This is a genomic window from Frigoribacterium sp. AC759 (assembly GCF_979256015.1).
Genome location: NZ_CEEDMT010000010.1, coordinates 50,760 through 70,632, shown reverse-complemented (window position 1 = coordinate 70,632; position 19,873 = coordinate 50,760). Strand labels below are relative to the sequence as shown.

The following is a 19,873-nucleotide window of genomic DNA, read 5'->3' as shown; positions in this document are numbered from 1 at the left end:
GCCTGCACCCCTCCCGTGCAGCGGCTGGGAACTCGCCCGGAGGCCGTCCCGGCACCCGGCTTCGGCCTACCGTCCACGTCAGCCGGGACTCTCCGGCGAGAGACCGAAGGGGACAACATGTCCGTTGGAGACAAGGCAAAAGATTTCGTCCAGAAGGCAGCCGGTCACGTCGAGGAGGCCGTCGGCAAGAAGACCGACGACGCCGAGCTCACCGCGCAGGGCCAGAAGGACAAGGCGATGAGCGAAGACCGTCTGCAGACCGAGAAGGCCAAGGACGGCGACCTCAAGTAGGCAGCCCCACCGCATCACGCACCGCGAGGTGGATGGGACGCCGCGATCACGCCGGCTCTCGTCCGCCTCGCGGTTCGTCGTTCAGGCGCAGCGGGCGCCGGTCTCGTGCTCGACGAACACCCACATCCACGCCAGCGCGAGCTCCGAGGTCAGCCCCGGCGCCTTCTGAGCGAGCTGCGTCGCCACACCGTCGCTGTAGGCCGCGAGCTTGAGCGCCAGCTCCGACGCGTCGCCGACCGCGAGCGACGGGAACACCCCGCCGGCCCCACGACGCAGCGTGCGCGTCAGGCAGGCCTCCCACACGCGGATCCGCTCGACGTACTCCTCGGCCACCGCGGGCTTGCGGGCGACCGCCGTCCAGTAGTCCGACCACAGACGCCAGTGCTCGTCGCTCGCGTCGGTCGCGGCGAACAGGGGCTCGATCAGCATCCGCACCCCGGCGACGGGGTCGGGCTCGGCGTCGACCGCCTCGATGATCGACGAGTAGAACCGCGCCGTCTCGAGCACGACGACCTCGTTGAGGATCTGCGCGACGCTCTCGAAGTGATAGGTGACGGTGCCGACAGACACCCCCGCCTCCCCCGCGATGTCGCGCAGCCGGGTCGCACCGAGCCCCTCGCGGAGGATCACACCTCGCGCCGCTTCGACGATCTGCGCCCGTCGCTCGGCGGGCTTGCGACGCGCCCCGCCGCCGACGGCGCCCGCTGCCGCGACACCCTCCGCCGACATCACGCGGACGTCCGCGGCACGACGTCCTCGAACCGCCGGTCGGCGACGAGCACCGCTTCCGTCGACGGCCCGCCGTCGCGCGCCCACGCCCGCACCGTGTTGACGATCACGAAGTCGTCGTGGGTGGCCGAGACGTGCGACGTCGTCTCGAGCCAGGCCCGCCAGTCGGGCTTCTCGAGTCCGATCGCCCAGCGCGACTCCGCCGAGGCCGACAGCGGGTCGCCGTCGACGATGCGGTAGGTCTCGCGGCTGTCTTCGGTGAAGACGAGCCCGTCGGGGTACTCGCGTCCGCCGCCGTAGCCGGGGTCGACGTCGAGCACCCACTCGCCGGTGCCGACGTCGTGCGTGACGCTGCGCTGCGGCAGATCCGACGCGGGCGGCAGTGCCCGCACGGCGAGCGGCGTCGCGCGGGTCGGCTCGTCGAAGCGCACCCCGTCGTCGTCGGCCCGCGTCCACACCGGCAGCGTCACGGCGCTGCGCTGGGGGTCGATGGTGAGCGTGGCCTCGTCGGAGTGCGGCCAGATCCATGGCCAGTAGGCCGACGACACGGCGATCCGGAGGCGGTGGCCGGCCGGGAAGGAGTGCCCGGTCGAGACCAACGGGACGCGCACGGTCTGCTCGACCCGCACCTCCATCGGGTGGTCGCGGTGCCGGCCGTTCCGCTTGTTCAGATTGAGGACTCCGCGGGTGACGAGCGTCGAGCTGCCGTCGGGCGCGACGTCGCAGAGGCGCACGATGACGTTGGCGTCGGGCCGGTCGCTCGTGATCGCGAGGTCGACGACGACGCTGCCGAGCACGTCCAGCGGCGCACCGGCCCCGCCGGCCCCCTCCGCAGACGCCCCGACGTCGAGGTCGAAGCACACCGACCGGCCGTCCTCCGCGCGCTGGTCGGGCGGCAGGTCGGTGGCGTTGCCGAACGGGAAGAACCGCCCGGCGTCGAGTCCGGTGCTCTGCGGCGAGCGCACGACGACGGATCCGTGCTCGCCGCCGGTCAGCAGCTCGAGCGGCTCGACGCGGGCCCGGGTGGCGGTCGAAGGCCAGCCTTCGGCGCCGACCCAGCGTCCGGTCCGCTCGGCGTAGTACGTCGCGGGCGGCTCGGAGTCGTTGATCCACGCTCGCAGGGCCGGCTCGTCGTCGACGCCGTTCGGCTCGTCGAGCAGCCAGCGGTCCCACCAGCGCAGGGTCTCCTGCAAGAAGCCGATGCCCGGGCCGGGGGCGAGCCCGCGGTCGGGGTACTGGTGCGACCAGGGCCCGATGATGCCCTTGACCGGTGCGTCGAGCTCGGAGACGAGGCGCAGCACGGCGTCGCGGTACGGGTCGGCCCAGCCGCCGACGGCGAGGACGGCGGCGGTGATCGACGAGTAGTCCTCGCACACGCTGCCGTGCCGCCAGTAGTCGTCGCGCTCCTGGTGCGAGAGCCAGACCGGGGTCATCGGCCGGTTGTGCTCGAGGCGCTCGCGCCAGCGCGCGACCCAGTCGGCGCCGACCACCTCGGGGCGCGGCGGGCGGGAGTTGAACGCGAACATGGTGCCGCCCCACGCGGCCATGTCGATGCCGAGCACGGCGCCGCCCATGTAGTGCACGTCGTTGTCGTAGCGGTCGTCGGTCGAGCAGACGGTGACGATCGCCTTGAGCGCGGCCGGGGCGCGACCGGCGAGCTGCAGGGCGTTGAACCCGCCCCACGAGATGCCGAATGCGCCGACCGCCCCCGTCGACCAGGGCTGCGCGGCGAGCCACTCGATCAGGGCGATGCCGTCGGCGAGCTCCTGCTCGGAGTACTCGTCGTCGAACAGCCCGTCGCTCGACCCCGTGCCGCGGATGTCGACGCGCACCGACGCGTACCCACGGGCGGCGTACCAGGGGTGCCGTTCGCTGTCGCGGGGAGCCGTCCAGTCGTCGAGCCGGTACGGCAGGTACTCGAGCAGCACGGGCACCGGGTGCTCGACGCGTGGGGCCCAGACGCGGGCGTGCAGTCGCGTGCCGTCGGGCAGCGGCACCCACTCGTCGCGCACGTCGATCTCGTGCAGGAGGCGCGGGTCGCCGAGGAGGCGCTGGTCGCCGCTCACAGACCGGTCCCGTCGGACGGCCGCCCGCCCTCGCGGGTCTGCTCGCGGCGGCTCGCGCTGCGCTCGAGGTGAGCCTCCGTCGCGAGGCCGGCCTGCGCCTCCTCGTCCAGGGCTCTGTCGTAGGAGCCGCGCTCGTGCGAGGCGCGCTCGGGCGAGGCCCCGTCGCGCAGGCGGTCGTCGTTCGGGTGGGTGATGCTCACTGTGCCTCCCAGTTCTTGACGTGGTGCCCGCCGCCGTGGTCGGTCCAGCCGTCGGCGTCGCGCCAGCGGGCGCGGCCGTCGCCCACCCCGGGCAGCTCGGTGGTGCCGGGGTCGAGGGTGGCGTCGAGCAGGGTGCGGGTGTAGGGGTGGTTGGGGCCGCCGAAGACGCGGTCGGCGGGGCCGACCTCGACGATGCGTCCGCCGGTCATCACGGCGACGCGGTCGGCGACTCCGCGCACGACGGCGAGGTCGTGGCTGATGAAGAGGCAGCTCAGGCCCTTCTCGTCGCGGAGTCGCGTCAGCAGCTCGAGCACGCCGGCCTGCACGCGCACGTCGAGCGCGGTCGTGATCTCGTCGGCGATGATCAGCTCGGGGCCGGCGGCGAGCGCCCGGGCGATGCCGACGCGCTGCCGCTGGCCGCCCGAGAGCTGGGCCGGCAGGCGGGCGGCGAAGTCGGGCGTGAGACCGACCTCGACGAGCAGCTCGGCGACGCGGTCGGGCGAGCTGCTGCCGGTGAAGAGCTTCAGCGGGCGGGCGATCGCGGCGCCGACGGTGCGGCGGGGGTTCAGCGAGGTGTCGGCGTTCTGGAAGATCAGCTGCACGGCGCGTCGAAGGTCGGCGCTCCGTCGGCCGACGGGCTGGGTGAGGTCGCCCTCCAGGCCGGCTGCTCCGCGGAAGGAGAAGGCGCCGGATTCGGCGGGGATCAGCCCGGCCATCGCGGTCGCGAGCGTCGACTTGCCGCTGCCGGACTCCCCCACGACGGCGAGCGTCTCGCGGCGGCCGATCTCGAGCGACACCCCGTCGACCGCGGCGGGCAGACCGCGCCCGTAGCGCACGACGAGGTCGCGCGCGGCGACGACGGGCTCGGTGCTGCCGACACGAGGCGCAGCCTGCGCACCGGGATCGACCGCGGACTCCTCGCCCCGCGCGACGGCGAGCACCTGCGCGGCCCGCACGTGGGCGGCGTGCGCGATGCCCGACAGCGTCCCGCGGAGCGACCGGGCGTCTCGTCCCGACTCGCCCGCCCGGTCACCGTCGCCGAGGTGCACGCGCGGGATGCTCGCGAGCAGCTCGCGCGTGTACTCGTGCTGCGGGTCGGCGAACAGCTCGGCGGTCGGCCGGTGCTCGACGATCAGGCCGTCGCGCATGACGGCGATCTCGTCGGCCATGCTCGACACGACGCCGAGGTCGTGGCTGACGAGCAGGATCGCCATGTCGAGCTCGACCGCCAGATCGCGGATCAGCTCGAGCACGGCCGACTGCGTCACGACGTCGAGCGCGGTGGTCGGCTCGTCGAGCACGAGCAGCTGCGGCCGCGCGGCGACGGCCATCGCGATGGCGATGCGCTGCTGCTGACCGCCCGAGAGCTGATGGGGGTAGCGGCGCACGATCGTCTCGGGGTCGGGCAGGCGCACGTGCCGCACGAGCTCGAGCACGCGGTCGTGCCCGCCGGGCAGCCCGTGGCTCTCGAGCGCCTCGCGCAGCTGACGCCCGACGCGCATCGACGGGGTGAGGGCCTGACCGGCGTTCTGCGCGACGAGGGCCGCGGTGCCGCCCCGGAGCGCGCGTCTCGCCCGCTCGTCGAGGGCGAAGACGTCGTCGCCGGCCACGCGGACGCTGCCGCCGACGATCCGCGACCCCCGCCGGAGGTGCGCCAGCAGAGTGCGGGCGACGGTCGACTTCCCGCTGCCGCTCTCTCCGACGAGTCCGAGGGCGCGGCCGGCGGCGATCTCGAAGCCGACGCCGCGCACGACGGGCACCTCGCGGCGCCCCGCGGCGTACGAGATCGAGAGGTCGTCGACGACCACGACGGGTGCGGAGGCGGTGTCGGTGACGGGCACCGCGCCTCCCTGGTTCGGGCTGGTGGTGGTCATGAGGTGGCGCCCTTCTGCGCGCGGTCGACGCCGAGCGTCTTGCTCAGTCCGTCGGCGCTGAGGTTGAGGCCGATCACGAGGGTGGCGAGGGCGACGACGGGGGCGAGCGTCCCCATCGGCACGACGGTGAGGGCGGTGCGGTTCTCCTGCACCATCAGCCCCCAGTCGGGAGTCGGCGGGTTGGCGCCGAACCCCAGGAACGACAGGGTCGAGATGAGCAGCACGATCCACGACGCGCGCATCGCGAACTCGACCAGCACGACGTCGAGCACGTTCGGCAGGATCTCGCGGAACACGATGCTCAGCGACCCCTCGCCGCGCGCCCGAGCGGCGGTGACGTAGTCCTGGGTGATGACGGTGCGGGCGGCGCCGCGCACGACGCGGGTCACGGCCGGCGCGTAGACGACGGTGACGGCGAGCACGATCACCCAGAGCCCCGAGTCGAACACGGTCACGACGACCAGCAGCGCGAGGATCGACGGCACGCTGAGCAGCGCGTCGACGATGCGCATGACGACCTCGTCGAACCAGTTGTCGGCGTAGGCCGTGATGCAGCCGAGCACCGTGCCGATGCTCACCGCGATCGTCGTCGCCAGGAACGTCACGAGCAGCGCGTACTGCCCGCCGTGCAGGGTGCGCGAGAGGATGTCGCGGCCGTACTGGTCGGTGCCGAGCCAATGCGACCAGCTCGAGCCGGCGAGGGCCGCGGTCGAGTCGGTCGCGACGGGGTCGTGCCCGGCGATCAGCGGGGCGAGCAGGGCCAGCGCGATGTGCAGCGCGATGAGCCCCAGACCGATGCCGAGAGCCGAGGAGGCGCTGATGCTGCCGGTCAGACCGGTCGCGAGACCGCGCAGTCGCGCCCCGACCGTCTTCGGGGCGTCGGGTCGACCGGTCGAGGCGACCCGCGCCTCCTCGGTCCCGTTCGTCGTCGTGCTCATGAGCGGGCCTTCCGTCGGGTGCGGAGTCGGGGGTCGAGCGCGAGGGCGATGAGATCGGCCGCGAGGTTGCAGACGACGTAGACCAGGGCGCTGACGACCGCGATCGCCTGGATGGTGGGCAGATCGCGGTTGAACACCGACTCGAGCATGAGCTTGCCCATGCCCGGGTAGTTGAAGACGTTCTCGACGACGACCACGCCGCCGAGCAGCCAGGCGACGTTCAGCGCGACGACGTTCAGGGTCGGCAGCAGCGCGCTCGGCACGGCGTGACGCCAGACGACCTGACGGGTCGAGAGGCCCTTCAGCTCGGCGGTGGTGACGAACTCGGACGCCATCACGTCGATCGTCGACGACCGCGCGGTCCGCACGATGTACGCCGCCATCGCGAGGGTCAGCACGATCGCGGGCAGCCAGACGCTCGGCAGCAGCTCGACGACGGTGGCGCTGTCGCCGCGCAGCACGACCGCGGGGAAGATCGGGATCGCCACGGCGAACAGCAGCACGAGGATGGTGGCGACCATGAACTCGGGCACGCTCATCACGATCAGGCTGATCAGCGAGATCGCGTGATCGCTCGGACGGCCGCGACGCACCCCGGCGACGACGCCGAGGGTCAGCGAGATCGTCACGCCGACGAGCATCGCGGGCACGGCGATCAGCATGCTGTTGCGGAACGCGATCAGCAGATCGGGGCCGACGGGCGCCCCGCTGACGAGCGAGACGCCGAAGTCGCCGTGGCTCGCGCCGAGCAGCCACTCGCCGTAGCGGGCCCAGACGTTCTGGTCGAGGCCCAGCGTGTCGCGCAGGGCGGCGACGGCCTCGGGCGTGGCGTCCTGGCCGAGCAGCTGCTGCGCGACGTCGCCGGGCAGCGCCTGCACGGCGAAGAACACGAGGAACGAGGCGAGCAGCACCGTGAGCAGCGCGGTGCCGACGCGACGCAGCACGAGCAGCAGGGTGCTGAGGGCCGGGGTGCCGGGGCGTGACGGGCGCGGGGTCGTGGGCGCGCCTCCTCGGCTCGTGAGATCGGCCTCGACGGCGGATCCGGTCGGGGTGTCGGTGGGGCTGTCGGTGGGGCTCATGCGCGCAGTCCGATCTGGAGGTAGTCGAACTCGAAGCCGTACTCGCGGTAGTTGACGACGTCGCGGCCGATGCCGACGAGGCGGTCGCCGAACATCGGCGTCATGTCGGCGCTGTCCTCGACGATCAGGCGCTGGGCGTCCTGGTAGAGGGTGGCGCGACGGCTGTCGTCCATCTCGGCGCGGGCGTCGTCGAGCAGGGCGTCGAAGGTCGGGTTCGACCAGGCGCTCTCGTTGTACGACGAGCCGGTGCGGAAGATCTGGTTCAGCAGCTGGTCGATCGGTCGGCCGGTGAACCAGTAGCTGACCATCAGCGGCTTCTGCATCCAGATCTGCGTGTAGTACGAGTCGGCGCTGGCGTTCTTGACGACGAGGTCGATGCCCGCCTGCTTCACCTGGTCGCGGTAGGCGACGGCCATCGGCGTGAAGACCGACTCGTAGCTCGAGGTGTGGATGTCGGTGCGGAACCCCTCGCGGCCGGCCTTCTTCAGCAGGGCGCGGGCCTTCTCGGGGTCGTACTCGCGCTGGTCATCGAGCCAGACGGCCTGGGTGGGAGGCACGGGGTTGTCCCACCCAGCGGTGCCGGTCCCCTGCAGGGCCGTGTCGACGATCGCCTGCGGGTCGTACGCGAGCTTCATCGCCTGACGCACCAGGGGGTCGCTGAACTCGGCGCTCGTGAACAGCATCGGGACCGTGTACCACTGCGCGTTCGCCGAGCGGGCGACCGTGGCGGTGCTCGACGCGCTGACGACCTGCGCGGTCGCGAAGTCGAGGTTCGTCTGCGAGATGAGGTCGATCTGACCGGCGAGCAGCGCGTTGACGCGGGCCGTCGTGTCCTGGATCGAGTAGAAGTCGATGCCGTCGAGGGCCGGGCGGCCGGCGAAGTGGTCGTCGTACGCCTCGATGCTGCCGGTGCCCGCGGGCTCGAACCCGCTGAGGCGGAACGGGCCCGTGCCGATGCCGGTGGTGCCGATCGTGGGGCCGTTGGCCGGGTCGGCGCTGCCCTCGGGGATGATGTAGCACTGGTACGCCGTCAGCAGCGAGGGGAACTCGGCGTTCGGCGTGAGCAGCTCGATGCGGAGGGTGAGCGGGTCGGGGGCGCTCATGCTGCCGGGGCCGATCATGGCGGCGAGCACCTCGCCCTGCGGCGACGCGGTCTCGGGGTCGAGGATGTGCTCGATCGAGTAGATGGCGTCGGCGGCGGTGAAGCGGCGGCCGTCGTGGAACCGCACGCCGCTGCGGAGGCGGAACGTCCAGGTGACGCCGTCGGGTGTGGCCGACCACTCCTCGGCGAGGTCGGGCACGGTGACGCCCTTCTCGTCGAGCTTGACGAGACGGTTGTAGAGGGCGCCGAGGTACTCGTAGGCCGAGAGGGAGCTGGCCGAGTCGAGGGTCTCGGCGGCGGAGGCCGCGGGGCGCGCGATGCGGAGGCGACCGCCGCGCTGCGCGGTGCCGGTGGCGGCGGCCTCGGGGATGGTCGGGTCGCTGCGGGCGGGGGCGCAGCCGGCGAGGGTGAAGAGGCCGGCGAGGCTCGCGAGCCCGGCGGCGCCGGCGAGGACGGTGCGGCGGCTCGGACCTCGGGATTCTGCGCCCGGGCGCGGGTGTTCGGGGACGATCGGTGTCATACGGGTATGGCCTTCCGGTTTATCGTTCGGGTGAACGATAAGGCAGTCGCGGCGTATCCACGATTCGAGGCCCGAGGCTTAACGCACTCGTTACGTCGCGGCACCGCGCGGTCGGCCCGGCGTCGAAGTGACCCGAAGCGGGCCTTGCGACGCCCCCGGGGCCCCTTTAGCGTCACCTCGACGCGGGGCTTGCGGCCCCTCGCGGCGTCGCGCGGCGGGGCGTGCGTCGAGGTGACGCTAAGGGCCGCCTGCGGAGGCCGGAGGCGCCCTTTCGCGTCACCTCGACGCGCCGCACCGGCCCCTAGGGTGGAGCGATGAACGACGTCGAGCTCGCCGAGCACCTCGTCCGCGGCGCAGCGGACCTGGCCATCCGGATGCGCGACGAGGGCGTCGCGTCCGAGCGCAAGACCTCGAACGCCGACCTGGTCAGCGCGGCGGATCGCGCCGCCGAGGAGCTGATCGGCGAGACCCTGGCGCGCGAGCGGCCCGACGACGGGCTGATCGGCGAGGAGGGCGCGGCGTCCGTGTCGCGCGACGGCCGCGCCTGGGTCGCGGACCCGATCGACGGCACGTTCAACTTCCTGTCCGGTCTGGCGTCGTGGAGCAGCGCGGTCGCCCTCGAGGTCGACGGCGTGCTCGCGGTCGGCGCCGTCCACCGCCCTGCGCTCGACGAGACCTGGGTGGCCGACGCCGACGGAACGCGCCTGAACGGTCGTCGTGTCGCACCGCTGGTCGATCGACCCCTCGCGGAGTGCGGCGTGGCCACGTTCGTGAAGTCGGGGGATCTCGGTGACGGGAGGTCCGTGGCGGTGATGGCGCGCCTCCTCGGCTCGTCGGCGACCGTGCGGGTCAGCGGGTCGGGCACCTGCGATCTGGCCGACGTGGCAGCCGGGCGGATCGGGCTGTGGGTGCAGGCCGACTGCGACGACTGGGACTGGCTGCCCGGGCGCGCCCTGGTCGAGGGAGCGGGAGGCGGCACCGAGATCGTCGAGCATCTCGGTCGCCGCTGGCACCTCGCCGGTTCGGCCCGGGCCGTCGCCGAGGCCGTCGAGGCCGTGCTCTCGGCGGAGCTCGCGACCGGCTGACGCGCCTGATCCGCGGCCCCGAGGAGGCGCGGCTCGCGTCACCCTGCGGGCGGCCCTGCATCGAAGTGACGCGTCGAGGTGCCTTCGCGGTCCGGAGGGTCCCTTTCGCGTCATCTCGATGCGGCGCTTGCGGCCCCTCGCGGCGTCGCGCCGCGGGGCCTGCGTCGAAGTGACGCAAAGGGCGGCCTCCGGGGGCCGGAGGCGCCTTTTCGCGTCACCTCGATGCGCCGCACCGGCCCCGAGGAGGCGCGGCTCGGGTCGCCGCGCGGGGCGGGCGCTACTCCTCGCGGACGACCGCCACGCCCCCGGCGGGCACGACGCCTCGCCCCTCCCACGCGGTCCCGGTCAGCAGGTCGACCCCGGTCGCCTCGACCCAGCCCTCGACGGCGCCGTGATTGATCGCGAACAGCCACGACGACTCCCCCGCGGCGCGCCGGACGACCTCGACACCGGCCGAGGCGACGGCCGCCGGCCGCACGCCGCTCCCGTCGAGCAGCCGCTCGAGCAGCTCCCCCAGCCCCTCGGGCTCGAGGTCCGACGCGAGGTACCAGGCCGCTCCCGCTCCGACTGGTCGGCGGGACACCGCGAGCCCGCCGTCGACCCCGTCGGCCACGACGCCCGAGTCCGCGGCCACCCGGTACGACGCGATCACCTCGGTCCCGGCGTCGACCGGCGAGACGACCTCGGCCCAGCGCCGAGCGCGCCAGCCGGTCGAGAGCTCGATTGTCTGCTCGTCGGTCAACGGCGAGAACTCCTCGCCCCGCACGCCGAGGAGCTCACGGAAGGCACCCGGGTAGCCGCCCGTCCGCACTGTGTTGCTCACGTCGACGATGCCCGAGAACCAGGTGACGAGCACGGTGCCGCCCGCCTCCGCGAAGCGTCGCACCGCGTCGGCGTCGGCGTCCGACACGAGGAACAGCCCCGGCACGACGACCAGGTCGTAGGCCTCGAGCGGATGCCAGGCCGGCACGACGTCGACCGTCACGCCGCGCTCGAACAGCGCGGTGTGGATCGCCCGCGCCGTCGCCGCGTAATCGGGCCGGTTGATCGGCTTCAGGCCGCTCTTCAGCGCCCACCCGGCCTCGTCGTCGTGCAGCAGCGCGACCCGGGCGCCGACCACGACGCTCCCGCGCACCTCGCGCAGCGCCTCGAGATGCCGCCCCAGACGCGTGATCTCGGCGAACCGCCGCGACGACGGACCGGCGTGCGGCAGCATCGCCGAGTGGAACTGCTCGGTGCCCGATCGCGACGCCCGCCACTGGAAGAACATCACGCTGTCCGACCCGCGCCCCAGGTGCGCGATCGCGTGCCGGATCATCTCGCCCGGCGCCTTCGGCTGGTTGATCGGGTGCCAGCTCGCCGCCCCCGCCGCGTGCTCCATGAGCATCCACGGGCCGCCGCCCGAGATGCCGCGCATGCGGTCCCCGCTGAAGGCGAGCTCCTCGTGCCGCAGCGGATCGGGGCCGTACGTGTAGTGGTCGTTCGCGGCGATGTCGACCTCGGGCGCCCAGCGCGCGTAGTCGACGACGTCGGGCCCCAGCCCGACCATGAAGTTCGTCGTCACCGGCAGCTCGGGCGTCACGCGCTTCAGCACCGCCTTCTCGGCCCGGTAGCACTCGAGCAGCGCGTCGGACGAGAAGCGCTCGTAGTCGAGCAGCTGCCCGGGGTTGTGGGCCGTGACGCCGCTCGGCGTCGTGACCTCGTCGAACGACGAGTAGCTGTTGCCCCAGAACGCCATGCCCCAGGCGGTGTTGAGCGCATCGACCGACCCGTGGCGCGCCTCCACCCAGCGACGGAACGCCTCGTTCGACACCGGGCAGTGGCAGCGGGCGTTGCCGCCGCCGAGCTCGTTGCCGACGTGCCACATCCGCACGGCCGGGTGCCCGGCGACGTGCTCGGCGAGCGCCTCGACGATGCGCAGCGCGAAGCGGCGGAACGTCGGCGACGACGGGCAGAAGCCGAGGCGTCCGCCGGGGGCCAGCGGGTGGCCGAGCTCGTCGTGCGGCAGGATCTCGGGGTGCAGCCGGTGCAGCCACATGGGCACGGCGGCCGTCGGGGTGGCGAGGTCGACCGCGATGCCGTTCTCGTGCAGCAGGTCGAGCATCCGGTCGATCCAGGTGAAGTCGAACACGCCCTCGCGGGGCTCGTGCACCACCCACGAGAAGACGCCGAGCGTGACGAGGGTGACCCCCGCCTCGCGCATCAGCCGCATGTCGTCGAGCACGACCTCCCACGGCCACTGCTCGGGGCTGTAGTCGCCGCCGAACGAGAGCCCGTCCGTCGGCCAGGCGAGGCGCGCCGCGGCACCGCGCCCGCCCCCGGCCCCCGCGCCGGCCCCCGCGCCGGCCCCCGCGCCGGCTCCAGCCCCGGCACCGGCACCGCCACCGCCCCCGTCAGACCCGCGCACGCGCCCCGCCCTTCTCGCGCGCCGTCTGCCACTCGCCCGTGTAGTGGTCGAAGCACACCGAGTTGTCGAGGGAGGCGCGGTCGGGGGCGGCCTCGTCCGAGACGATCTTGCCCACGCGCTCGGGGTCGGGCGCCGCGAGTGCGAGCAGCTTCGTGTAGTCGTGGTGAGGGTCGAGGATGACGGCGTCGGCGGGCCCGCGCTCGACGACGCGACCGCGGTAGAGCACGAGGATCTCGTCGGAGAAGTGCCGGGCGGTCGCCAGGTCGTGGGTGATGTAGAGCACCGCGAGGTTGTCCTCCCGCTGCAGTCGGCCCATCAGGTTCAGCACGCCGAGGCGGATCGACACGTCGAGCATCGAGACGGGCTCGTCGGCGATCAGCACCTGCGCGCCCGGCGCGAGGGCCCGTGCGATGGCGACGCGCTGCCGCTGCCCGCCCGACAGCTCGTGCGGTCGCCGGGCCGCGATGTCCGCGGCCGGCCTCAGGTTCACGCGCTCGAGCATCTCGAGCACCCGCTCGTGCGTCTGCGCGGCACCGCGGGTGCGCCGGTGGATCTTGAGCGGTCGGGCGACGTGGTGCTCGATCGAGTGGAACGGGTTCAGCGATGCGAACGGGTCCTGGAAGACCATCTGCACGTGCCGTCGGTACAGCGACCCCATGACGGGCGTGCCGTCGTCGAGCTGCACGTCGATGGTGCCCGAGGTGGGCTTCTCGAGCTTGGCGAGCATCCGGGCGATGGTCGACTTGCCCGAGCCGGACTCGCCGACGAGCGCGACGGTGCGACCCGGCAGCAGGTCGAACGAGACGTGGTCGACGGCCCGGAAGGCCTTCCGCGACAGCCCCGAGCCGACCGCGAAGTCCTTGGTCAGGTCGGTGATCTGGATGCTCGTCATCGGAGCCCCTCCTCGAGGTCGTCCGGCGTGGGCAGCACGACGGAGCGGGTGTCGGTGTCGACGGGCGAGCCCTCGTCGACGCCGGTGCGGATGAACGCCCCGCGCGACCCGCTGAGGCTCGGGAACGAGCTGAGCAGCCGCCGCGTGTACGGGTGCTGCGCGTCGGTGTAGATCCGCTGCGCCGTCGACAGCTCGACGATCTCGCCCTGCAGCATCACGGCGATCCGGTCGCTGATCTCGAGCAGCAGCGGCAGGTCGTGCGTGATGAAGATGACGGCGAAGTCGAGCTCGTCGCGCAGGCGGACGATCTCGCGCAGGATGTCGCGCTGCACGACCACGTCGAGCGCCGTGGTGGGTTCGTCCATGATCATGATCTGCGGCTCGAGCAGCATGGCCATGGCGATCATGACGCGCTGCCGCATGCCGCCCGACAGCTCGTGCGGGTACGACGACAGGCGCACCGGGTCGACCCCGACGCGGGTCAGCACCTCGGCCGCCCGCTCGCGGCGCTCCTTCTTCGACATGCCGCGACGATGCGTGATCAGGACGTCCTCCAGCTGGGTCCGCACCGTCGTCACGGGGTTCAGGGCGTTCATCGCGCCCTGGAACACCATCGACAGCTTCGACCAGCGGAACGCCCGCAGCTCCTCCGACTCGAGGGCGAGCAGGTCGACGTCGGTGCCGTCGCGGTCGTGGAAGGTCACCGACCCCGTCGCGATGCGCGCCGGCGGCCGGTGCAGCCGGTTGATCGCGTAGGCGAGGGTCGTCTTGCCGCAGCCCGACTCGCCCGCGAGCCCGAGGATCTCCCCCGGTCCGAGGGTGAGGCTGGCCGACTTCACGGCGGTGACCGGGTTCTCGACCTCGTAGACGACGGTGAGGTCGTCGATGGTGAGCACGGCGTCGCGGCGGGTGCGCGTGCGCGACGCGACCGGCGCCTCCTGGGTGGGGGTCATCGTGCTGCCTTCCGGGCCCGACGCGCCTGCTTGCGGTGCAGTCGGACGTTCTTGAGCTTGGGGTTGATGATCTCGTCGATCGAGAAGTTGATCAGCGAGAGGCCGGTGCCGAACAGGGCGATGATCAGACCGGGAGGGCCGAACCACCACCAGGCGCCGAGCGGCAGCGCGAAGCCGTTCTGGGCGTAGAACAGCATCGTGCCAAGGGTCGACGAGTTCGACGCCCCGAGCCCGAGGAACGACAGCCCCGCCTCGCCGAGGATCGCGGCGATCACCGCGAAGACGAACTGCGACGCGAGCACCGGCAGAAGGTTCGGCAGGATCTCCACCGTGATGACCCGCCACGGCCGCTCGCCCGCGACCCGCGACGCGGCCACGTAGTCGCGCGACCGGATCGACAGGGTCTGCGCCCGCAGCACGCGGGACGACGCGGCCCAGCCGGTGATGGCGAGCACGACGCCGATCGTCCACAGCCCGCGCTGCTCCTGCGGCACGAAGCCCGAGATCACGATGACGAGCGGCAGTCCGGGGATCACCAGGAACACGTTCGAGAACAACGAGAACGCCTCGTCGGTGAACCCGCCGATGTACGCGCCGAGGATCCCGAAGAACGCCGACAGCGCCGTCGCGAGCACGCCCACGATCAGCCCGATCTGCAGCGAGCCCCTGGTCGCCCAGGCCAGCTGCGCGAAGACGTCCTGCCCGGTCTGGGTGGTGCCGAGGAGGTGCTGGGCCGACGGTCCCGTCAGTCCGATGTCGCGGATGGCCGCCGGGTCGCCGACGAAGAACGGGCCGACGACGCCGAACAGCACGATCACGCCGATCAGGGCGAGGCCGGTGGCGAGCCACGGCGTCATGGTCGGCAGCATCAGCCGCCAGGGCGAGCGGGGCGGCTTGCCGCTGTCGGCGGACGCCGACGCGAGCTCGGCGGTCGGATCCGCGACCGCGGCCTCCGTGAGGGGCGCGACGTTCGTCATGAGTCTTCTCCGAGATCGGCCTGCAGGAGGCGCGGTGTCTGTGTCCGGGAGCGGCCCACCCGGGTGGGTCGCGCCTCCTGGGCTCCGGTCCGTGCGCCGCGCATCAGCTGCGGGCCCGGGTGCGGGGGTCGATGATCCCGTAGAACAGGTCGACCACGAGGTTGGCGCCGAGCACGGCCAGCGTGATGAACAGGAAGATGCCCTGCATCAGCGCGTAGTCGTTGTTCGTCACGGCCGAGAGGAGCTTGCCGCCGATGCCCGGGTACGAGAACACCTGCTCGGTGACGATCGACCCCGAGACGACGAAGCCGAGCGAGATGGCGAAGCCGGCGACGCTCGGCAGCACCGCGTTGCGGGCCGCGTAGCCGCGCAGGATGCGCCCCTGGCTGAGTCCCTTGGCCTGCGCCGTGAGGATGTAGTCCTCCGACAGGGTCGACACCATCATGTTCCGCATGCCGAGCAGCCAGCCGCCGAGAGACGCGATGACGATGGTGAGAGCGGGCAGGAACCCGTACTCGATCGCCGACGAGATGAACGCCCAGTCCCAGCCCGGGTCGAGGACGACGTCGTAGCCGCCCTGCGAGGGGAACAGCCGCATCGACGTGGCGAGCACGTAGACGAGGATCAGCGCGAGCCAGAAGTACGGCACGGCCGCGAGCAGCGTCGTCGCCGGCACGAGCGAGTCGAGCCAGGTGCCCGGCTTCCAGCCGACGAAGGCGCCGAGCAGGACGCCGAGGGCGGCGCCGATCACGGTGGCGATGCCGACGAGCATGATCGTCCACGGCAGGGACCCCGCGATGACCTCGCTGACCGGTGCCGGGAAGTAGCTCACCGAGACCCCGAGGTCGCCGCGGAGGATGTTGATCAGGTAGTTCCAGTACTGCACGGGCAGCGGCTCGGACGAGTCGCCGCCGAGGAGGAGCGTGTAGGCCTCCCGGGTGTCCGCCGTCACCACGCCGCCACGCTGCTGCAGCTTGGCCAGCAGGATGTCGACGGGGTTGCCCGGCAGCAGGCGCGGGATCATGAAGTTCAGGGTCAACGCCGCCCACAGCGCGATGGCGTAGAAGCCAAGCTTCCTGACGAAGTAGTTCACGAACCCTCACCCGGCCTCGACGTCGTCTCGGGGGCCGCCGTCTCCTCCTCGGTCACGACGATCGCCTACTCGCCCGTGGGCTTCAGGTTCTTGAAGACCTGAGCGTTGTCGGGCGAGGCCCAGATCGCGGGGAACGCGTACAGGTCGTCCATCGTGGGCCAGCCGGTGAACTTCGACGAGTGGAACTCGCTCGTCGTGCCGCCGGTCATGACGGGGATGTAGGGCATGTCCTCGACGATCGCGGCCTGGATGACGTCGAACTGCACCTGACGGGCCGCGGTGTCGGCCGGGTCGACGGCCTTCAGCTCGGCGAGTGCGGCGTCGACGGCGGGGTCGCTGAAGCGCGCCATGTTCGTCGGGGCGGCCTCGCCGACCTCGGACGTGTAGGCGGTGTTGAAGTACTGGTCGTAGAGGTAGAACGGGTCGGACGCGGGGCCCTGGCCGAGCGAGTCGATCGCGAGCTGGTAGTTGCCCTTGCTCTTCTTGTCGGTCCACTCGTTCCACGACGACTGCGAGGCCGTGAGCTCGATACCGGCGGCCTTCAGCTGCTGACCCATGGTGTCGATGGCGGTGATGTAGTCGGTCCAGCCGGTGACGACCTCGACCGTGAGCTTCAGCGGCTCGCCGTCCTTCGCGTACACGCCGTCTCCGCCCTTGGTGTAGCCGGCCTCCTCGAGCAGCTCGCCGCTCTTGTCGAGGTCGGGGGCCGAGGGCGCGACGGGCTCGGCGACGTCGGCCGAGATGAGGTCCTCCTGAGTCGAGGTGAGCGCGAACGTGGGCGAGATCTCGCTGGCGGTGTTCTGGAACGCGAGCGAGTTCACCTGATCACGGTTCAGCGCGTAGTAGATGGCCTGGCGGACGGCCGGGTCGGTCTGGGGGCCCTCGCAGCCGAGCTCGACGCTCGAGCAGGTGAGCAGGGCGACCTGGTTCTGCGGGATGGTGACGGCGTCGTAGCCGGGGTAGTTCTCGGAGACGTTCTCCATGTCGGGCACGGGGCCGGTCTGCCAGTCGATGGTGCCGGCGGCGAGCGCGTCGGCGCCGGCCGTGTTGCCCGACAGCGACAGGTAGCGGACCTTCTTCACCTCGGGCTCGCCGCCCCAGTACTCGGGGTTCGAGGCGAGCGTGAACGCCTGCGCCTTGAAGTCGTCGAGCGTGAACGCGCCGGTGCCGACGGGCTCGGCCATGACGTCGGTGGTGGGGTCGATGCCCGACCAGAGGTGCTCGGGCACGATCGGTGTGCGACCGAGCAGGGTGGGGCCGGCGACGAACGCGGGCTTGCTCCAGGTGAAGACGACGTGGGTGTCGTCGGTCGCCGTGACGGTGCCGTCGAAGCCGCTGGTGTTCAGCGACGGGGTGTCGAGCAGCATCTGGAAGGTGAAGGCGACGTCGTCGGCGGTGAAGGGCTCGCCGTCGCTCCAGGTGGCGTCGTCGCGGAGGGTGACGGCCAGCTCGGTGCCGGCCTCGTTCCAGGTGTACTCGGTGCCGAGCAGGGGCTCGTAGGCCTCGGTGTTGACGTTCGTGACGAAGAACAGCGACTCGTAGATCGCGCCGATGCCGCCGATGCTCGAGGGCGAGTACGGGTTGAAGTTGATCTGGTAGTCGCCGGCCTGACCGGTGTAGACGACCAGGGTGTCGGAGGGGGTGGAGCTCGAGTTCGAGCCGCCGGCGGAGCAGCCGGTGAGGACGAGCGCGAGGGAGGCGGCGGCCGCGGCCCCCACGACCCAGCGGGGGCGGACGGGCCGGTGGCCGGTCGAAGCACGGAGGAACATCGTCGATCCTTTCGCTGCACCGCCGCGGGCTGCCCTGGGCGGTGCTGACATCGTTGTCACAGGGCGTCGTCGCCCCGATGGCCCATTGTTACCCCACTAAATAAAGCTCGTCAAGTTTCTCGTGCGTCCTGTGCTTCGGCGGGTTCCCGTCATCGGCGGCGGGTCAGCGCTGACCCGCCCCCGATGACGGGAACCCGCCGAAGGTCGCGTACGCGTGTGTCCAGCCGACCCGCCCGCCGCCCGCCCGCCCGCGCGCCCGCCCGCGCGCCTCGTCTGCGGCCATCGAGGTGACCCGAAGGGTGCCGTAGCGGGCTGCCGCGGCTCGCTTCGGGTCACACGGATGCGCGCGGGCGGCTACGCGGGCGGCTCGGCGCGATCGGCCTCGGCGATCGCCTCGCTCGGCACCGGCTTGCCGCGCCGCGACACGAAGGTCACGGCCCAGAGCACGATCCCGATCGCGAGCAGCCCTCCGGCGATCTCGTACTGCTCGGCTCCGCGCCCCGACGACACCGGCAGCACGAGCCACAGGCACGCGACGACGCCCACCACCGGCAGCACGGTGCCCGCCCGGAAGTGCTTCTGCGTGACGCGGTCGCGGCGCAGCACGAGCACCGTCACGTTGACGACGGCGAACACGGCGAGCAGCAGCAGCGACGTCGTGCCGCCGAGCACCGCCACGATGGGCGACTCGGGCGACAGCGACACGTAGCCGATCAGCCCGAGCGCGAGCGCCGTGGTGAAGACGATCGCGGCCCAGGGGGTCTGGCGCTTCGCGTGCACCTTCGACAGGAACCCGGGCAGCACGCCCTGGCGGCTCATGCCGTAGAGCAGGCGGCTGGCCATCATCATGTTGATCAGGGCGCTGTTGGCGACGGCGAACATCGAGATGAAGGGCAGCAGCTGACCGATGGGGAAGTCGGGGGCGGCCGTGTTGACGACGGTCACGAGCGGCGTCTCGTTGTCGGCCAGCTCGCCGATCGGCACGACCGCGACGGCGCAGATGGCGACCAGCACGTAGATGACGGCGGCGATGCCGAGCCCGGTGAGCATGACCTTCGGGAAGATCCGGCTCGGGTCCTTCGTCTCCTCGGCCATGTTGACGCTGTCCTCGAAGCCGACCATGGCGAAGAACGCGAGCGAAGTCGCCGTGCTGATGCTCAGCAGCAGCGACTTGTCGCCCGGCGTCTCGAACAGCACGACCCGCCCCCAATCAGCGTTGCCGCCTGCGATGAACCAGAAGCCGATCATGATCACCATCAGCAGACCGGACAGCTCGACGAGCGTGAGCACGACGTTCGCCTTGACGCTCTCGCTCACGCCTCGGAAGTTGATCGCCATCACCAGCAGCATGAACCCCATCGCGATCGCCATGACGACGCCGTTCGACAGCTCGACGCCGATGCCCGCCGCGAGGTTGGCCGCGAAAGCGCGCGCGGCGGTCGAGGCGCTCGTGATGCCCGAGCACATCACGACGAAGCACACGATGAACGTGACGAAGTGGATGCCGAACGCCTTGTGCACGTAGAGGGCGGCCCCGGCCGTCTGCGGGTACTTCGTCACGAGCTCGAGGTACGAGAACGCGGTCACCAGGGCGACGGCGAACGCGATCAGGAACGGCAGCCAGGCCGCGCCTCCCACCTCCGCGGCGACCTGCCCGGTGAGCGCGTAGACGCCCGTGCCGAGGATGTCGCCCACGATGAACAGCAGCAGCAGCTTGGGGCCGATCGCCCGTTTCAGCTCGGTGGGCGTCTCACCGGTGTCGGTGGTCGGCGGCTTCGTGTTGCTCGACGTGGTCATGGCGACCTCCGGGTGCGTCGGTGGAGCACGGATGTCCACGACATCCTGCCCCCGCTCCGCGCCGCTTGTCGACCCCGGAGCCGAGGAGGCGCGGTGCAGCC

At 71.9% G+C, this 19,873-nt stretch carries 16 protein-coding genes; 2 read left to right on the top strand and 14 right to left on the bottom strand.

Going from position 1 to position 19,873, the window contains the following annotated elements:
- The first annotated feature begins 117 nt into the window (after positions 1-117).
- A complete protein-coding gene (locus ACZ6JE_RS09420; RefSeq protein ID WP_156463343.1) occupies positions 118-291 on the top strand; it encodes a CsbD family protein in 174 nt (57 codons plus the stop codon).
- Between the two features lie 81 nt (positions 292-372).
- Here the strand turns inward: ACZ6JE_RS09420 and ACZ6JE_RS09415 are convergent, their stop codons facing one another.
- Genes ACZ6JE_RS09415 through ACZ6JE_RS09385 form a run of 7 tightly spaced genes read right to left on the bottom strand, consistent with a single transcriptional unit; the run spans position 373 to position 8,799 of the window.
- Entirely contained in the window at positions 373-1,020 is a 648-nt protein-coding gene (locus tag ACZ6JE_RS09415; protein WP_464318803.1) for a TetR/AcrR family transcriptional regulator, read from the bottom strand.
- The gene (locus ACZ6JE_RS09410; protein ID WP_464318790.1) at positions 1,020-3,086 is read right to left on the bottom strand and encodes a CocE/NonD family hydrolase; all 2,067 of its coding nucleotides are present in this window, start codon (positions 3,084-3,086) and stop codon (positions 1,020-1,022) included. Before ACZ6JE_RS09410 ends, ACZ6JE_RS09415 begins: the two co-directional genes overlap by 1 nt.
- Positions 3,083-3,286, bottom strand: coding sequence for a hypothetical protein (locus ACZ6JE_RS09405; RefSeq protein ID WP_464318789.1), 204 nt, complete (start codon positions 3,284-3,286; stop codon positions 3,083-3,085). The genes ACZ6JE_RS09410 and ACZ6JE_RS09405 overlap by 4 nt, the downstream gene beginning before the upstream one ends.
- Positions 3,283-5,160, bottom strand: coding sequence for a dipeptide ABC transporter ATP-binding protein (locus tag ACZ6JE_RS09400; protein WP_464318788.1), 1,878 nt, complete (start codon positions 5,158-5,160; stop codon positions 3,283-3,285). The genes ACZ6JE_RS09405 and ACZ6JE_RS09400 overlap by 4 nt, the downstream gene beginning before the upstream one ends.
- Positions 5,157-6,098, bottom strand: a complete 942-nt coding sequence (locus ACZ6JE_RS09395) for an ABC transporter permease (protein ID WP_464318787.1) — start codon at positions 6,096-6,098, stop codon at positions 5,157-5,159. Before ACZ6JE_RS09395 ends, ACZ6JE_RS09400 begins: the two co-directional genes overlap by 4 nt.
- Complete coding sequence (locus ACZ6JE_RS09390) at positions 6,095-7,177, bottom strand: ABC transporter permease (protein WP_464318786.1); 1,083 nt, start codon at positions 7,175-7,177, stop codon at positions 6,095-6,097. The genes ACZ6JE_RS09395 and ACZ6JE_RS09390 overlap by 4 nt, the downstream gene beginning before the upstream one ends.
- The gene (locus ACZ6JE_RS09385; RefSeq protein WP_464318785.1) at positions 7,174-8,799 is read right to left on the bottom strand and encodes an ABC transporter substrate-binding protein; all 1,626 of its coding nucleotides are present in this window, start codon (positions 8,797-8,799) and stop codon (positions 7,174-7,176) included. Before ACZ6JE_RS09385 ends, ACZ6JE_RS09390 begins: the two co-directional genes overlap by 4 nt.
- Positions 8,800-9,113: 314 nt before the next feature.
- Between ACZ6JE_RS09385 and ACZ6JE_RS09380 the strand changes: the two genes are divergently transcribed.
- Positions 9,114-9,884: an inositol monophosphatase family protein gene (locus ACZ6JE_RS09380; RefSeq protein WP_464318784.1), complete on the top strand. Its 771-nt coding sequence runs from the start codon at positions 9,114-9,116 to the stop codon at positions 9,882-9,884.
- 277 nt (positions 9,885-10,161) lie between these two features.
- On the opposite strand, the gene ACZ6JE_RS09375 is transcribed toward ACZ6JE_RS09380, so the two are convergent.
- The 7 genes from ACZ6JE_RS09375 to ACZ6JE_RS09345 form a co-directional block, all read right to left on the bottom strand.
- Entirely contained in the window at positions 10,162-12,291 is a 2,130-nt protein-coding gene (locus ACZ6JE_RS09375; RefSeq protein ID WP_464318783.1) for a beta-galactosidase, read from the bottom strand.
- The gene (locus tag ACZ6JE_RS09370; protein ID WP_464318782.1) at positions 12,278-13,183 is read right to left on the bottom strand and encodes an ABC transporter ATP-binding protein; all 906 of its coding nucleotides are present in this window, start codon (positions 13,181-13,183) and stop codon (positions 12,278-12,280) included. Before ACZ6JE_RS09370 ends, ACZ6JE_RS09375 begins: the two co-directional genes overlap by 14 nt.
- On the bottom strand, positions 13,180-14,136 hold the full coding sequence (locus ACZ6JE_RS09365; protein WP_243216019.1) for an ABC transporter ATP-binding protein: 957 nt from the start codon (positions 14,134-14,136) through the stop codon (positions 13,180-13,182). The genes ACZ6JE_RS09370 and ACZ6JE_RS09365 overlap by 4 nt, the downstream gene beginning before the upstream one ends.
- Positions 14,133-15,113: an ABC transporter permease gene (locus ACZ6JE_RS09360; protein ID WP_192060531.1), complete on the bottom strand. Its 981-nt coding sequence runs from the start codon at positions 15,111-15,113 to the stop codon at positions 14,133-14,135. The genes ACZ6JE_RS09365 and ACZ6JE_RS09360 overlap by 4 nt, the downstream gene beginning before the upstream one ends.
- Positions 15,114-15,216: 103 nt before the next feature.
- Positions 15,217-16,206: an ABC transporter permease gene (locus tag ACZ6JE_RS09355; protein WP_192060532.1), complete on the bottom strand. Its 990-nt coding sequence runs from the start codon at positions 16,204-16,206 to the stop codon at positions 15,217-15,219.
- Positions 16,207-16,271: 65 nt separating this feature from the next.
- Complete coding sequence (locus tag ACZ6JE_RS09350) at positions 16,272-17,975, bottom strand: ABC transporter substrate-binding protein (protein ID WP_464318781.1); 1,704 nt, start codon at positions 17,973-17,975, stop codon at positions 16,272-16,274.
- Between the two features lie 354 nt (positions 17,976-18,329).
- Positions 18,330-19,772: an APC family permease gene (locus ACZ6JE_RS09345; RefSeq protein ID WP_464318780.1), complete on the bottom strand. Its 1,443-nt coding sequence runs from the start codon at positions 19,770-19,772 to the stop codon at positions 18,330-18,332.
- Between the last annotated feature and the right edge of the window lie 101 nt (positions 19,773-19,873).

What these genes read in the sequence shown, in the direction of transcription:
- ACZ6JE_RS09420 (WP_156463343.1), top strand. Translation starts at nt 118, where the DNA reads ATGTCCGTTGGAGACAAGGCAAAAGATTTCGTCCAGAAGGCAGCCGGT.
- ACZ6JE_RS09415 (WP_464318803.1), bottom strand. Translation starts at nt 1,020, where the DNA reads ATGTCGGCGGAGGGTGTCGCGGCAGCGGGCGCCGTCGGCGGCGGGGCG.
- ACZ6JE_RS09400 (WP_464318788.1), bottom strand. Translation starts at nt 5,160, where the DNA reads ATGACCACCACCAGCCCGAACCAGGGAGGCGCGGTGCCCGTCACCGAC.
- ACZ6JE_RS09395 (WP_464318787.1), bottom strand. Translation starts at nt 6,098, where the DNA reads ATGAGCACGACGACGAACGGGACCGAGGAGGCGCGGGTCGCCTCGACC.
- ACZ6JE_RS09390 (WP_464318786.1), bottom strand. Translation starts at nt 7,177, where the DNA reads ATGAGCCCCACCGACAGCCCCACCGACACCCCGACCGGATCCGCCGTC.
- ACZ6JE_RS09385 (WP_464318785.1), bottom strand. Translation starts at nt 8,799, where the DNA reads ATGACACCGATCGTCCCCGAACACCCGCGCCCGGGCGCAGAATCCCGA.
- ACZ6JE_RS09380 (WP_464318784.1), top strand. Translation starts at nt 9,114, where the DNA reads ATGAACGACGTCGAGCTCGCCGAGCACCTCGTCCGCGGCGCAGCGGAC.
- ACZ6JE_RS09370 (WP_464318782.1), bottom strand. Translation starts at nt 13,183, where the DNA reads ATGACGAGCATCCAGATCACCGACCTGACCAAGGACTTCGCGGTCGGC.
- ACZ6JE_RS09365 (WP_243216019.1), bottom strand. Translation starts at nt 14,136, where the DNA reads ATGACCCCCACCCAGGAGGCGCCGGTCGCGTCGCGCACGCGCACCCGC.
- ACZ6JE_RS09360 (WP_192060531.1), bottom strand. Translation starts at nt 15,113, where the DNA reads ATGACGAACGTCGCGCCCCTCACGGAGGCCGCGGTCGCGGATCCGACC.
- ACZ6JE_RS09350 (WP_464318781.1), bottom strand. Translation starts at nt 17,975, where the DNA reads ATGTTCCTCCGTGCTTCGACCGGCCACCGGCCCGTCCGCCCCCGCTGG.
- ACZ6JE_RS09345 (WP_464318780.1), bottom strand. Translation starts at nt 19,772, where the DNA reads ATGACCACGTCGAGCAACACGAAGCCGCCGACCACCGACACCGGTGAG.